This is a genomic window from Pseudomonas sp. CFBP 8772 (assembly GCF_014841665.1).
Taxonomy (GTDB): Bacteria; Pseudomonadota; Gammaproteobacteria; order Pseudomonadales; family Pseudomonadaceae; genus Aquipseudomonas; species Aquipseudomonas graminis_B.
In genome coordinates, this window is sequence record NZ_JACYUI010000008.1 from 82,492 (window position 1) to 96,280 (window position 13,789).

The following is a 13,789-nucleotide window of genomic DNA, read 5'->3' on the forward strand; positions in this document are numbered from 1 at the left end:
TCAATGTGGCGGCGATTTGAGAAGACCCAGCTGGGCAGTGGATCTAACTGCGGCCAGACCACCGCCTTAGTGAGCAAGCTCACTGCCACATGGCCAGTGCTCGCCGTCGGACATCGCGGTTGCCTGGATGAACGGCCGGCGCGTCCAGTCTCTCAACTTGCGCCAATTTCCAAGAAAACAGAACACCGTGCGGGAGCGAGCTTGCTCGCGAAGATGCCGGTACATTCGCCGGATTTTCAGCGATGAAATGCCGTGTCCTTGAGCCATGGGACGCGCCATCCCGGTCACGCCCACACGATCGATGTTGGCTACCCGCAGTGCAACTTCAGGAAGATGGACGATCTGCCCACCGCCCCACTTAAAGCGTCACTGCAACAACGAATAAACCAATGCCGAAATCGAGATCAGCCCGATCACCACCACAAACATGTTCGACAGTTTGCCCGCATACCGGCGCATGGCCGGCACTTTGCGCACGGCGTACATCGGCATGAGGAACAGCAGTGCGGCAATGACCGGGCCGCCGAGGGTTTCGATCATCCCCAGAATGCTTGGGTTGAGCGTCGCCACCAGCCAGCAGACCACCAGCATGAAGCCTGCGGTCAGGCGATCGAGCAGGCGTGGTGAAGGACGGCGGCCGGTCTTCATTACCAGACCTTTGAGGCCTTCACTGGCGCCGATGTAGTGGCCCAGAAACGACTTGGTGATCGCGACGAAAGCAATCAGCGGCGCGGCAAACGCGATGGTCGGGTTGCTGAAGTGGTTGGCCAGATAAGACAGGATCGACAGGTTCTGCGCCTTGGCTTCCGCCAGTTGCTCAGGCGCCAGGGTCAGCACGCAGCTGAAGACGAAGAACAGCACCATGACCACCATCAGCAGGTGGGCGCGGGCCAGGATTTGCGAGCTGCGCGGTTCGGCCTGCTCGCCGTATTGACGCTTCTGGTCGACGGCAAATGCCGAGATGATGGGCGAATGGTTGAACGAGAAGACCATCACCGGAATCGCCAGCCACAGGGTGTGCAGCAGCGACGAGGGTGCCGGAAAGCTGCTGGCCGTGGTCAGAATGCCGCCGTTCCAGTGCGGAATCAGAAACACCGCGAGGAACAGCAAAGCCACGATAAACGGGTACACCATCAGGCTCATGGCCTTGACGATGATCTGCTCACCGCAACGCACCACCGCCAGCAAGCCAAGGATCAGCACAAACGCCAGCAGCGCCCGGGGCGGCGGCTGCACATGGAGTTGGTGCTCCATGAAACTGCCCACGGTGTTGGTCAGCGCCACGCTGTAGATCAGCAGGATCGGAAACACGGCGAAGAAATACAGCAGCGTGATCAAGGCACCGGCTTTCCTGCCGAAATGCTGCTCGACCACTTCGGTGATGTCCGCGCCATCGCGCCCCGACAGCACGAAACGGGTCAGCCCGCGGTGCGCGTAGAAAGTCATCGGAAAGGCCAGCACGGCCAGAATCACCAGCGGCCAGAACCCGCCGATACCTGCGTTGATCGGCAGAAACAACGTGCCTGCGCCGATGGCGGTGCCGAACAGCCCGAGCATCCAGGTGGTGTCGTTGCGGTTCCAGGTCGTTACGCTCGCGGGGGCGGCGTCGACGGTGTGTTCGACGCTGTTGGCCTGATCATTCATCCGGTCGATTCTCCGTTGCCGGTGATAGCTACATGGTCAAAAGCGCGTCGAAAAACGTGGCAGTCGGCGCCCCTGACCGGTTCTCTACAGGGAAAGGGGCGCGATTGTCCGGGATTGGAGAGCAGAATCAAAGGCTTGTCGGACCAAAAGCGTGCGGAACCGGAGGATGAAAGTTTCAAACCGGCTTAACTTCCGGCGCAAATAAGTAACTCTTCTTACTTATCAAAGCGGAAACTTCCCACGCCGGATATGCAAAAATTAGTTCGCGAAACGAATTGTAAATCCACGGCAGTACACGTTTACTTCCTCCTGCACTAGGCTCTCGATCTACATTCAACCGCCCATGGAAGGCAACTCATGTTCAAGACTTTCGCTGTTATCACATTACTCACTGCCAGCTCGTTCGCCAGTGCAAACACTACCTCCGATCAATGCGCAACACTTGACAAGCAGCAGGCCGCAATGCTGTTCGACCGCTGGAATAACGCCCTGAAAACCGGCGATTCGAGCAAGGTGGCGGCGAACTACACCGCCGATGCCGTGCTGCTGCCCACCCTCTCCAACCAGCCCAGAACAGACCTTGCGGGCAAACTTGATTACTTCAATCACTTCCTTGAAAACAAACCGGTGGGCACTGTCGACAGCAGCACTGTGATGACAAGTTGCAATACCGCAATCGACACAGGCCTTTACACTTTTCGTTTTAACGACCACTCAAGCGTCAAAGCGCGTTACACCTTCACTTATGCACACGTGGATAACCAGTGGCTGATTACATCCCACCATTCCTCAGCCATGCCCGAGTAACGCACATTCAGTAAACAGCCGGCCTGACGTCCAACGCCAGGCCGACTCACATTTCAGACCCTTCCCACACCTCACTCACCTGCGACGTCGCGCCGCAACGGCATGCTCAGCTCCACCCGCAAACCGTCCTGACGGCTGTCAAAGCGCAGCGAACACGCACAGCGTTGAACGATGGCCTGAACAATCGCCAGGCCCAGGCCAGCGCCGGGGCTTTTGCCGTTGCGCCAGAAGCGCTGGGTGAGCTTGTCCAGGTCCGGTTCGGGAATCCCCGGTCCATGGTCGCGAACGCGGAAATGCGCCTGCCCGTCGAAGGTTTCAACACTCAGTTCCACCTGCGCCGCGGCCTGGCTGTGGCGCAGCGCGTTGTCCAGCAGATTGCGCAGCGCGGCCACCGCCAGCGCCGCCGGCATCTGTACGGCGGCGCTGGACAACTGCGACGGCAGTATCAGGTCGATGCGCTGCTCGTCGCCGTGACTGGCGTCGTGAATGGCCAGCCGAGCGACCTGTTCGGCGTCGCACTGCACACCGTCATCGAACGACAGGCTGCCCTCGACCCGCGCCAACAGCAGCAGCTGTTCAAGGGTGCGGTGCATGCGATCGGCGCCCTCCTCCGCATGGGCCAGCGCTTTATCGCGTTTTTCGCCCTCGGTCATGCGCGCCACTTGCAGATGGGTTTTGATGGCAGTAAGCGGGCTGCGCAGTTCATGGGCGGCATCGCCGGTCAGCCGACGCTCGCGCTCAAGGGTCTGGGCAATGCGCTGAAACAGCTGGTTCTGGCTGACCAGCAGCGGCTGCAACTCGCTGGGAAGGTTGGGCACGTCCAGCGGCTCGACCGAGTCCGCGCTGTGCCGATTCAAGGCATCGCGCATGCGGTTGAGCGGCGCCAGCCCCCGGCCGATGCCGAACCAGACCAGCGCCAGGCTGCCGAACAGCGCGACGAGCACCGGCACAGACGCCGCCAGCAGCACCGAGTGCCCCAGCACGTCGCGCTCGATCTGCCGGTCGGCGGTGCTCACCCGTACATTGCCATGCATCATCGTGTACACGCGCCAATGGTCGCCGTTGATCATCTGGTCATGGAAGCCGCTGGCGTCGGCCTTCAGCGGTTCGCTCGGCGAGCTGTCGGTGCGCGCCAGCACCTGCCCGCGCAGGGAGCTCAACTGACACGCCATGCCGTTGGGCAACGCCGGATCGTCGGCCCGCAGCGAGCGGGTGTCGCTGCCGGTGGGCATCTGCATCTGCTCGAGCAGCCCGGCGACCATGCGCGCCGAGGCCTCAAGGCGCTGATCGAGGGACTGCATCATCTGCGTGCGCAAGTCGCGCAGCATCCACGCCGCCGCCAGCACCCAGATCAGAATGAACGCCGAGCCCAGAATCAGACTTAGCCGCGTGCGCAGGCTCATCATGGCGTGGGCTCCGAATCATGGCCGGCCGGGCCGAGGCGATAACCGAGCCCGCGGACGGTTTCGATAATGCGGCCGCCCAGCTTGCGCCGCAGGTGATGGATATGAACATTGAGGGCGTTGCTCTCCACTTCGTCGCCGAAGCCGTACACGCAGTCCTTCAACTGTTCGCCCGAAAGCACGCGACCGCTGTTGTTGAGCAACGCTTGCAGCAGGGCCTGTTCCCGGCGGGACAGATCGACCGGCTGACCGGCAAGGCGGGTTTCCCGGCTGCTCGGGTCATAGCTGAGCACGCCATGTTCGATCACGTTGACGCTGCGCCCGGCCATGCGTCGCACCAGGGTGTGCAGGCGCGCGCTGAGTTCACGCAGGTCGAAGGGCTTGAGCAGGTAATCGTCCGCGCCGGCCTGCAAGCCGTCGACACGGTCGGTGACGGTATCGCGAGCGGTAAGAATCAGCACCGGGATTTCCACGCCCTGCTGGCGAATCTGGCGCAACAGCTTCAGGCCATCTTCATCGGGCAGGCCGAGGTCGAGGATCACCACGTCGAAATGTGCGGCCGACAGCATCGCCCGCGCCGATGAGGCCGTGGCCACGCGGTCCACTGTCAGGCCCTGGGCATCGAGGCCTGCGACGATGCCGCTGGCAATCAGGTCGTCGTCTTCACAAAGCAGTACGTGCATGGTCGGCCCGGAAAAAAAGGCGATTGAAGCGCAGAGGGATTAACGGCGGATTATGCACGAGCCGCCGCAGACACGACGCGCCGCACAGCGTTAATCGACTGTTAATCGCCACTGCGCAGGCTGCGCCCCATTCATAAGGATTGGAAGGTGAGCATGCGTAGGTTGTGGTTGATGATTCTGATGCTGATCCCGTTACTGGCGCAGGCAGTGCCCGGCGGGGATCCCTTCCCGGCGAAATCCGGTCCTTCACTCTTCAGCGAGAAGCCTGATTTTCTGTCGGCGAAGGACGCCTTCATTTTTACCTCGGAGCGACTGGCGTCCGGGCAAACCCGCCTGTACTGGCAGATTGCGGACGGTTATTACCTGTATCAGCAACGGCTCAAGTTCGACGGACTGAGCCAGGAACAGCAGCCCGGCCTGCCGACCGGCGAGGACCATCACGACGAGTATTTCGGCCAGCAGCAGGTCTATCGGCAGGCCCTTGAACTGACAATCCCGGCCTCGGCCAACGGTCAGATCAAAGTGAGCTGGCAGGGCTGCGCCGATGCCGGGTTGTGCTATCCACCGCAAAGCCAGCTCGTTGATGTGGGCAGCGGCAACGCGCAACCGGCCAGCACTGAAAAAGGCAACAACGTCGGCAATCAGGCAGAGGACGAGGCACTGGCGAGTGGCCTGGCGCAGCGTTCACTGGCCCTGAGCCTGCTGGCGTTTTTCGGGTTGGGTCTGCTGCTGGCGTTCACGCCGTGTTCACTGCCGATGCTGCCGATCCTGGCCGGCGTGGTGGTCGGCAGCGGCGCAAGACCCGCCCGGGGCTTAGCGCTGGCGAGCGTTTACGTGCTGAGCATGGCGACGATCTACGCCGGGCTGGGCGTGGTCGCCGCGCTGTTGGGCAGCAACCTGCAATCGACCCTGCAACAGCCGTGGCTGCCGGGCAGTTTCGCGGTGCTGTTTGTGGTGCTGGCGCTGCCGATGTTCGGCTTCTTCGAGCTGCAGTTGCCGGGCTTCCTGCGCGACCGTCTGGAGAAGGCCGGGCGTCAGCGCCCAGGCGGCAGTCTGTTGGGCGCCTCTGCCCTCGGCGCGCTGTCGGGACTGATGATCGGCCCGTGCATGACCGCCCCACTGGCCGGCGCCCTGCTGTATATCGCCCAGAGCGGCAATGCGCTGCACGGCGCGCTGGTGTTGTTCGTCATGGGCGTGGGCATGGGCCTGCCACTGTTGCTGCTGGTCACGGTCGGCACGCGCTTTCTGCCAAAACCGGGCGCCTGGATGAATCTGATAAAAGGCCTCTTCGGCTTCCTGTTGCTGGGCACCGCGCTGATCATGATTCGGCCGTTGCTCGCCGAGGTACTGTGGTTGGGGCTGTTCGGCGCATTGCTGATCATCTTTGCCTACAGCGCCATCGTGCACACCCGGACGTTGCAACGCGCCTCACGCCTCTGCGCACCCGTCGGTCTGCTCGTAGGCCTGTGGGGCATGATGATGGTGATCGGCGCGGCGGCGGGTGGCGACGACCCCTGGCAACCGCTCAAGGTCTACAGCGGGTCGAAATCATCCACCCCAAGCGCGGCCCATGACGCGTTCACCACGATCAAGGAACCGCAGGCCCTGGACCGGGAACTCGCCGCTGCAGCAGCCGCTGGGCAGTGGGTGCTGGTCGACTATTACGCTGACTGGTGCGTGTCCTGCAAAATCATGGAAAAGACCGTGTTCGCCAAAGCTGAAACCCTGCAGGCCTTGGACGGCGTGCGCCTGCTGCGCCTCGATGTTACGGCCGACAACGACGCCAGCCGGGCGCTGCTTGATCGTTTCAACGTGCCCGGGCCGCCGACGCTGGTGTGGATCGCACCGGACGGCAGCGAACGACGCGACCGGCGTATCACCGGCGAAGTGGGCCTCGAAGGCTTTTTGCAGCACTGGCAAACCACCCGGGGGCGCGACTGATGCTGAGTTTTTCCGTGGGGCCGTTCGCCCTGTCGCTTAATCATTTGCTGCTGCTTGTTGCCCTGGCGCTGGCGACTTTGGTCGGCTGGATCAGTGGCCGCAAGCAGCGAATAAACCCGGAACGCGCCGTCTTCGGCCTGTTTATGTTCGGACTGCTGGTGGCGCGTCTGGCGTTCGTCGCGCGCTACTGGGCGCAGTATAAAAGCGACCTGCTGCGCATCGTTGATGTCCGCGACGGCGGGTTCAGTCCCTGGCCCGGTGTCATCGCCGCTGTGGTCGGTGCCGCTGTCATCGCTTGGCGCCGACCATTGCAGCGCAGGCCACTGGGATGGGGCGTCGCCAGCGGGTTGCTGTTCTGGTGGCTGAGTAGTCTGGCCATTGAAAGCCTGCGTCGGGATGTCCCGCTGCCGGATCTGACGCTGCGCAACGGCGCCGGCGAGTCCGTGCAGCTGCGCGATTACACAGGCCGCAAACTGGTGATCAACCTGTGGGCGACGTGGTGCCCGCCGTGCCGGCGGGAAATGCCCGTGCTGCAAGCCGCGCAGCAGGCCAATCCCGACGTCGTATTTCTGTTCGTCAATCAGGGAGAAAGCCCCCATGAAGTGGCGACGTTTCTCAGCAGCCAGGGTCTGCAACTGGACAACGTGCTGTTCGATGACAGCGGCGAACTGGGTCGCCGTGCCGGTTCAGCCGCCCTGCCCACCACGCTGTTTTACGGGATGAACGGCCGTCAACTGGACGGGCATCTGGGCGAACTGTCCAGCGCCAGCCTCACCCATTACCTGGACGGCTTCAGCCAGCCGCCGAGCGCTTCTTCACCGACGTCTTCACAGCCTTCGTCACCCCCTTCTTCGCAACAGAGGACCACCCCATGAACATCATGCGCCCTGCGCTCATCGCTATCGCCGTTTCGCTCAGCCTGCCAGGCGCACTGGCCCACGCCGAAGAACTGCCCGCCCCGGTCAAGGCGCTGGAAGCCAAGGGCGCAACCATCAAAGGCAGCTTCGACGCGCCGGCAGGACTGAAGGGCTACGCCGCCGAGTACCAGAATCAGGGCATGGCGCTGTACCTGACCCCGGACGGCAAGCATGTGCTGGCCGGCAACCTGTTCAATGAAAAGGGCGAGGACCTGAGCACCGCGCCCCTGCAGAAGCTGGTCTATGGGCCGATGGCCGAGGCGATGTGGGGCCGCTTGGAAAACAGCACCTGGATCGCCGACGGCGCAAAGACTGCGCCGAAAATCATCTACCTGTTCAGCGACGCCAACTGCCCGTACTGCAACCTGTTCTGGGAGCAGGCGCGGCCTTGGGTCAAATCAGGCAAAGTGCAACTGCGCCACATCATGGTCGGCGTGATCCGCGAGGACAGCGCCGCCAAAGCCGCGAGCCTGCTGGCCGACGCGAACCCGGAACTGGCCCTGCAGAACCACGAGCAGGCGGGCAAAGCCAGCACGCTCAAGGCCATGCAGAACATCCCCAAAGACATCCAGGCCAAGCTCGACGCCAACATGAAACTGATGGAAGACATGGGCCTTTCCGCCACGCCGTCGATTTTCTACAAGGACGAGGCCGGGCACCTTCAGCAGCAACAAGGCGCACCCCGGCCTGAGGCGCTGGCGAAAATGATGGGGCCAAAATAGCCGGCTATCCGCCGTCGTGAGCGGGCGGTGGTGGACGGCGCGCTCTGACCGGTGGCAGCTCGTGTTTCAACGCGGGTACTGCACCGGCCTGTCATCCGTGTAAAAATGTCGACCACCATTTCAAGAGCCACACTCGGGAGGCTCGCTCCATGCGTTACGCCGAAGATCACAAAGCCCAGACCCACCAGCGCATCCTTCAGGAAGCCGCCGCACGCTTTCGCCGTGACGGCATCGGCGCCACCGGTTTGCAGCCGTTGATGAAGGCATTGGGCCTGACCCACGGTGGTTTTTATGCCCACTTCAAATCCAAGGACGACCTGGTCGAGAAATCCCTGCGCTGCGCCGTCGACCAGCTGCAGGCCGCACGCGCCGAGAAACTGGCCGAAGACAACTCGACCCAGACGTTCATCGACCTGTACCTGTCGACCGCCCATCGCGATCACCCGGAAAAGGGCTGCCCGTTGCCGACCATGGCGTCCGAGCTGGGCCAGCGCGGGCAACCGAGCGAGATCACCGACGAGTTGATCCACCGCATGCTCGCAACCCTTGATGCAGGCATGCCGGCCGATGGGCAGAGCAGCGACAAGAGCGTCATGCTGATGTCCGGGCTGGTAGGGGCGATGGTGCTGGCGCGCAGCGCAAAGGATCCGGCGCTGGCCGAGCGGATTCTGGAAACCACCCGCGATCAGCTCAAGCAACTGATCGAGGGCTGACGCTCACTTCCCTGCCCTTTCTCGGCAGGGAAGCGTTACGTTTGTTTCACTGATGCCTTCTCAGGGGATGCCAGCGACGGAACAGCACGCTGGCGTTCACGCCCCCGAAGCCAAAACCGTTCGACAGCGCGTACTCGATGTTCATCGGGCGCGCCTTGCCGCGGACGATGTCGATGCCCACCGCCGCCTCGTCCGGGTTCTCCAGATTGAGGGTCATCGGCGCGATCTGATCGCGGATCGCCAAGGCCGTGAAGATCGCCTCGATCCCGCCTGCTGCGCCGAGCAGGTGCCCGGTGGCGGACTTGGTTGATGTCACGGCAACGCCATTCTGGTCACCAAACACCGTTTTGATCGCCGCCATTTCACCCTTGTCGCCCACCGGGGTGGACGTGGCGTGGGCGTTGACGTGCTGGACGTCGGCCGGCTGGATGCCCGCCTGACGGATCGCTGCCTGCATCGCTCGACGCGCGCCACTGCCATCCTCCGGCCCTGCAGTCAGATGATAAGCGTCCGCGCTGGTGCCGTAGCCGACCAGCTCGACGATGGGCGTTGCACCGCGGGCAAGTGCGTGCTCCAGGGTTTCGATAACGATGATCCCCGCGCCTTCGCCCATGACGAAGCCGTCGCGGTCACGGTCGAAGGGCCGCGAAGCGCGCGCAGGCGTGTCGTTGAAGCCATGGGAGAGCGCACGGGCGGCCGCAAAACCGCCCAGGGCGACGCGGTCGATACAGGCTTCGGCGCCACCGCAGATGGCCACGTCCGCCTCCCCGTTGCGAATCAGCCGCGCGGCATCGCCGATCGCCTGGACACCCGCTGCACATGCAGTGACCGGCGCGCCCAACGGGCCTTTGAAACCGTGCTGGATCGACACATGCCCGGCTGCCAGATTGACCAGAAACGACGGAATGGTGAACGGCGACAAGCGCCGCGGCCCGCGGCTGTCCGTAATGCGCACGGCCTCGGCGATGGCGCCGAATCCACCGACGCCGGCGCCGATGATGGTCGCGGTGCGTTCGCGCTCCTCTTCGGTGGACGGTGCCCAGCCCGCCTGCGTGACCGCCTGTTGCGCAGCACCCAGGGCGAACAAGATGAAGCGGTCCATCTTCTTCTGCTCTTTGGGCGGCGCCGCAGCGTCAGCATCGAACCCGGCTTCAGGGTCTTGCTCCAGTGTCGGCACCGGGCCGCCGACTTTGCCCGGCAAATCAGCCACCGTCCCCTCAGGCAACTGCACAATGCCGGAGCGGCCTTCGAGCAACCGCTTCCATACCGCTTCGACGCCGGAGCCCAATGGCGTTACCAGCCCCATACCCGTCACTACGATGCGACGCTCACTCATGGGTTCACCTTCTCCTCGTTTTTGGCAGTGGCCGGCACCCTTACGCGCCAGCCGTTTTGTAACGCTGCGCCGCGTGCTGCAGCGACAGATTCGGGCCCAGCGCCAGGCGTGCCTGGGTGAACGCCTGCCAGTGCGCGGCGTCGGGCAGCGACGGAATGGTCACCCGCTCCTGCTGATCAAACCCGGCCAACGCGGCGTCGACCATTTCGTTGACGTCCATGACCATTTCCGGCGGGAAGGCGTTGATGTCCATGCCCGCGCGCTCCCAGATTTCAGTGCGTGTGGCACCGGGCATCACCGCCTGAACCTGCACGCCCCGTTCGTTCATCTCGGCGGCCAGCGACTGGGTCAGGCTCAACACATAGGCCTTGCTGGCCGTGTACACCGCGTTGAAGCGCTCCGGCAGCATGGGCACAACGGAAGCGATATTGATGATCGCCCCGGTGCCGCGCGCCGCGAAACCGGCCGCTGCGGCTGATGCCAGATGGGTCAGCGCCACGATATTGAGTTGAATCAGGCGGTCCACCTCGCCCAGATCCGATTCGGCAAGGGGCGTACTCAGTGCAACCCCGGCGTTGTTCACCAGCAAAGTGACCGATGCGTCCGAGCGCAAACGCTGCTCGAGAACGCTGACGTCGTCGGGCTGGGTCAGGTCGGCTTTCACCACCTCGACGTGGATCGAATGCTTTGCGCGCAGATCGGTTGCCAGTGCTTCCAGCCGCGCCTGGTCACGGGCCACCAGCACCAGATCGAATCCGCGCCGCGCCAGCCGGTCCGCGTAAGTGAAGCCAATGCCCGACGAGGCGCCGGTGATGACAGCTTTGCCTTGAGTCTGAGTCGTCATGAACGTTCTCCGTGGGAAGGTAAGCGTAGCGGCGGAGAGATATTACATCCGTAATTTAAAAAATAATATGTCAGTCGACATTTTTCATGTCGTGCGTGATTGGCCAGCCCTGGTTTATTGCAGGCATAAAAAAGACCGATCAGTGATCGGCCTTTGCTCACAGGGTTTTAGTTGATCGACAGCTTGTCGCGGTTCTTGTCCAGCAGCGCTTTGCCGATGCCCTTCACTTCGAGCAACTCGTCCACCGCCGTGAAGCCGCCGTGTTCTTCACGGTAAGCGACGATGGCGTTGGCCTTCGCGGCGCCAATGCCGGACAGCTCTTTCTGCAGGGTTTCCGCACTCGCGCTGTTGAGATTGACCTTGGCGTCCTGCATGCCCGCCGGCGCGGACATGGCAGGTTTGGCGGCTTCAGGCGGGGTGGCGGCAGGGGCGGCAGTCACGGCGAGGGACGTACTCGCGAGCAGTGCGAAGATCAGAGAGGACAGGTAAGAAGTACGCATGAGTCATGCTCCATCGGCATCGTAAGTGGAAGCAGCATTCCTGAGCTGCTTCCCAAACCTAGCCGATGGCGGCAGTGCGTCAACGCAGGGATCGGTGACCGGATATGTCCTGTCTCGCAGGCTCCGTGCACAGCGGCCTGGCGCCCGTTTCAGCGATCATTTGGCTGCGTAAGAAAAGGTTTCCGGTGTGCGTGTACTCAGGGTTCCCGACGACGCTGCTGATGAATCCAGTCAACGATATCGCCCTCGGGCGCATAGCCACTGACGGTGTCCCCGAGGATCTGCCGCACGCGGGTGTAATCATCGTCGTCCAACGCCTTGAGCAGCTGCGAAAGGCTTTGCTTGAAGACGTCCCACGTGAGGAAGTCTTCCTGGGCGCTCATGATCATCGGGTGGCGAGTCGCTGCCACATTGTTGCCGATCAGCAGCTCCTCATAGAGCTTCTCGCCAGGCCGCAGTCCGGTGAACTCGATGGCAATGTCGCCCTGGGGGTTGTGTTCCGAGCGGATGCTCAGGCCCGACAGATGCACCATCTTCTCGGCCAACTCGATGATGCGCACCGGCTCGCCCATGTCGAGCACGAACACGTCGCCGCCCTGCCCCATGGAACCGGCCTGGATCACCAACTGCGCCGCTTCCGGAATGGTCATGAAGTAGCGGGTGATTTTCGGGTGCGTGACCGTCAGCGGCCCACCGGATTTGATCTGCTGATGGAACAGCGGGATCACCGAACCGGACGACCCCAGCACATTGCCGAATCGCACCATGATGAATCGGGTCTTGTTGACCTGATGCACATTGGAGCGGTCGCCGAACATCACCGGCGCGGTTTCCCGGCTCAGTGCCTGCAACGTCAGCTCGGCCAGGCGCTTGGTGCTGCCCATCACATTGGTCGGGCGCACGGCCTTGTCGGTGGAGATCAACACGAAGTTCGCCACGCCGGCCTGCAGCGCGGCTTGGGCCGCATTCAGCGTACCGACCACGTTGTTGAGCACACCCTCGGCGATGTTGTGCTCGACCATCGGCACATGCTTGTAGGCCGCTGCGTGGTAGACCGTGTTGACCTGCCAGGTCTTCATCACGTCCAGCAGCTTGGCGTGATTGCGAATCGAGCCCAGGATCGGCAGCAACTTGACCTTGAGCGACTCGCGGGCCACCCGCCGCTCCAGTTCGGTGAGGATGGTGTACAGGTTGAATTCGCTGTGATCGAGCAGCAGCAGCGTGGTCGGCTTCAGCAGCAGGATCTGCCGGCACAGCTCCGAGCCGATCGAGCCCCCTGCCCCGGTCACCAGCACGCACTGGTTCTTGATGCAGTGTTCGAGCAGTTCTTCCTGGGCAGGTACGGCGTCGCGGCCGAGCAGGTCGGCGATGTCGACTTCCTGCAGATCGTCGACCTTCACCCGCCCGGCGGCCAGATCAGAGAAATTCGGCACGCTGCGAACATGCAGCGGGAAGCCTTCGAGGAAGCCGAGAATTTCCCGGCGGCGCGCACGGGCTGACGACGGAATCGCCAGCAGGATTTCCTGGGCGCCGGTCACATCGATCATCTGCTGAATGTGCTTGGGCTTGTAGACCTGCAGCCCGGAAATGACCCGGTTGGAGATCGAGTCGTCGTCATCGATAAACGCCACGGGGCGCATCGACCGGCCCATGCGCAAGGCGGCAACCAGTTGATTACCTGCCGCGCCGGCGCCGTAAATGGCCACTTTGGGCAGGCCATCGTCACGGGTCGCGAACGGCACATGGCGAGCGGCAGAGAACCAGTCGCCGAGGAAGTACTGACGCATGGCCAGCCGCAGGCCACCGATCATCACCAGGCTCAGCCACCAGTAATTGAACATCACCGATCGTGGCACAACGTGCTGGTGGTTGCTGTAGAGGTAGACCACGACCCCGAGAATCAGGGCCGAAAGGCTGACGGCTTTGATGATCGCGATCAGCGCGTCGTTGCCGAAATAACGCATGACCGCGCGGTACATGCCGAACCGAATGAACAGCGGGATGGCCACCACGGGGGCGCTTGCGAACAGCCAGGTATGGATTTCCAGGGGATTGATGAGCTCGTCGATGCCCAGGCGAACGACGAACGCCATCCACAACGCGAACCAGATCAGACAGACGTCTGCGGCGACCTGCATGATCCGCTTGTGCCGGCGAGGCAGCGCCAACAGCGAAGTGCGAATTTTCTCCATTGTCCCCTCAAGCACGCGTTCAAACTCCTTTCAGTCGACCCTTGCACCGGCCATTGATTCCTGTCCCGCAAGGGAATCGGATCAACA

General features: G+C 62.7%; 12 protein-coding genes. 5 read left to right on the forward strand and 7 right to left on the reverse strand.

The window, feature by feature from the left end; all coding sequences use genetic code 11:
* Positions 1-366: 366 nt before the first annotated feature.
* Entirely contained in the window at positions 367-1,644 is a 1,278-nt protein-coding gene (locus tag IFT99_RS17090) for a serine/threonine transporter (RefSeq protein WP_192133766.1), read from the reverse strand.
* 357 nt (positions 1,645-2,001) lie between these two features.
* On the opposite strand from IFT99_RS17090, the gene IFT99_RS17095 reads away from it, so the two are divergent.
* Positions 2,002-2,451, forward strand: coding sequence for an SgcJ/EcaC family oxidoreductase (locus tag IFT99_RS17095; protein ID WP_192133768.1), 450 nt, complete (start codon positions 2,002-2,004; stop codon positions 2,449-2,451).
* A gap of 71 nt (positions 2,452-2,522) precedes the next feature.
* On the opposite strand, the gene IFT99_RS17100 is transcribed toward IFT99_RS17095, so the two are convergent.
* Both IFT99_RS17100 and IFT99_RS17105 read right to left on the reverse strand, forming a co-directional pair.
* Positions 2,523-3,857: an ATP-binding protein gene (locus IFT99_RS17100; protein WP_192133770.1), complete on the reverse strand. Its 1,335-nt coding sequence runs from the start codon at positions 3,855-3,857 to the stop codon at positions 2,523-2,525.
* Entirely contained in the window at positions 3,854-4,537 is a 684-nt protein-coding gene (locus IFT99_RS17105) for a response regulator (protein ID WP_192133772.1), read from the reverse strand. The genes IFT99_RS17100 and IFT99_RS17105 overlap by 4 nt, the downstream gene beginning before the upstream one ends.
* A 153-nt stretch (positions 4,538-4,690) precedes the next feature.
* On the opposite strand from IFT99_RS17105, the gene dsbD reads away from it, so the two are divergent.
* The 4 genes from dsbD to IFT99_RS17125 all read left to right on the forward strand — a co-directional run bounded on the left by dsbD (position 4,691) and on the right by IFT99_RS17125 (position 8,830).
* Entirely contained in the window at positions 4,691-6,478 is a 1,788-nt protein-coding gene (dsbD, locus tag IFT99_RS17110; protein ID WP_192133774.1) for a protein-disulfide reductase DsbD, read from the forward strand.
* The gene (locus tag IFT99_RS17115; RefSeq protein ID WP_192133776.1) at positions 6,478-7,353 is read left to right on the forward strand and encodes a TlpA family protein disulfide reductase; all 876 of its coding nucleotides are present in this window, start codon (positions 6,478-6,480) and stop codon (positions 7,351-7,353) included. Before dsbD ends, IFT99_RS17115 begins: the two co-directional genes overlap by 1 nt.
* Positions 7,350-8,117, forward strand: coding sequence for a thiol:disulfide interchange protein DsbG (gene dsbG / locus IFT99_RS17120; protein ID WP_446731141.1), 768 nt, complete (start codon positions 7,350-7,352; stop codon positions 8,115-8,117). The genes IFT99_RS17115 and dsbG overlap by 4 nt, the downstream gene beginning before the upstream one ends.
* A gap of 149 nt (positions 8,118-8,266) precedes the next feature.
* Positions 8,267-8,830 (forward strand): TetR/AcrR family transcriptional regulator, encoded by a 564-nt coding sequence (locus tag IFT99_RS17125; protein ID WP_192133778.1) that lies wholly within the window; start codon positions 8,267-8,269, stop codon positions 8,828-8,830.
* A 46-nt stretch (positions 8,831-8,876) separates the two neighbouring features.
* Here the strand turns inward: IFT99_RS17125 and fabF are convergent, their stop codons facing one another.
* From fabF to IFT99_RS17145, 4 genes are all read right to left on the reverse strand, one after another.
* On the reverse strand, positions 8,877-10,166 hold the full coding sequence (gene fabF / locus IFT99_RS17130) for a beta-ketoacyl-ACP synthase II (RefSeq protein ID WP_192133780.1): 1,290 nt from the start codon (positions 10,164-10,166) through the stop codon (positions 8,877-8,879).
* A gap of 40 nt (positions 10,167-10,206) precedes the next feature.
* Positions 10,207-11,010, reverse strand: coding sequence for an SDR family NAD(P)-dependent oxidoreductase (locus tag IFT99_RS17135; RefSeq protein ID WP_192133782.1), 804 nt, complete (start codon positions 11,008-11,010; stop codon positions 10,207-10,209).
* A 167-nt stretch (positions 11,011-11,177) separates the two neighbouring features.
* Positions 11,178-11,510, reverse strand: coding sequence for a ComEA family DNA-binding protein (locus IFT99_RS17140; protein WP_192133784.1), 333 nt, complete (start codon positions 11,508-11,510; stop codon positions 11,178-11,180).
* Positions 11,511-11,707: 197 nt separating this feature from the next.
* Positions 11,708-13,702: a polysaccharide biosynthesis protein gene (locus IFT99_RS17145; protein WP_065992994.1), complete on the reverse strand. Its 1,995-nt coding sequence runs from the start codon at positions 13,700-13,702 to the stop codon at positions 11,708-11,710.
* Positions 13,703-13,789: the final 87 nt, after the last annotated feature.

Bases quoted from the DNA above. Each gene is read 5' to 3' on its own strand.
- fabF (WP_192133780.1), bottom strand. From the start codon at position 10,166: ATGAGTGAGCGTCGCATCGTAGTGACGGGTATGGGGCTGGTAACGCCA.
- IFT99_RS17095 (WP_192133768.1), top strand. From the start codon at position 2,002: ATGTTCAAGACTTTCGCTGTTATCACATTACTCACTGCCAGCTCGTTC.
- dsbD (WP_192133774.1), top strand. From the start codon at position 4,691: ATGCGTAGGTTGTGGTTGATGATTCTGATGCTGATCCCGTTACTGGCG.
- IFT99_RS17100 (WP_192133770.1), bottom strand. From the start codon at position 3,857: ATGATGAGCCTGCGCACGCGGCTAAGTCTGATTCTGGGCTCGGCGTTC.
- IFT99_RS17145 (WP_065992994.1), bottom strand. From the start codon at position 13,702: ATGGAGAAAATTCGCACTTCGCTGTTGGCGCTGCCTCGCCGGCACAAG.
- IFT99_RS17135 (WP_192133782.1), bottom strand. From the start codon at position 11,010: ATGACGACTCAGACTCAAGGCAAAGCTGTCATCACCGGCGCCTCGTCG.
- dsbG (WP_446731141.1), top strand. From the start codon at position 7,350: ATGAACATCATGCGCCCTGCGCTCATCGCTATCGCCGTTTCGCTCAGC.
- IFT99_RS17105 (WP_192133772.1), bottom strand. From the start codon at position 4,537: ATGCACGTACTGCTTTGTGAAGACGACGACCTGATTGCCAGCGGCATC.
- IFT99_RS17125 (WP_192133778.1), top strand. From the start codon at position 8,267: ATGCGTTACGCCGAAGATCACAAAGCCCAGACCCACCAGCGCATCCTT.
- IFT99_RS17115 (WP_192133776.1), top strand. From the start codon at position 6,478: ATGCTGAGTTTTTCCGTGGGGCCGTTCGCCCTGTCGCTTAATCATTTG.
- IFT99_RS17140 (WP_192133784.1), bottom strand. From the start codon at position 11,510: ATGCGTACTTCTTACCTGTCCTCTCTGATCTTCGCACTGCTCGCGAGT.
- IFT99_RS17090 (WP_192133766.1), bottom strand. From the start codon at position 1,644: ATGAATGATCAGGCCAACAGCGTCGAACACACCGTCGACGCCGCCCCC.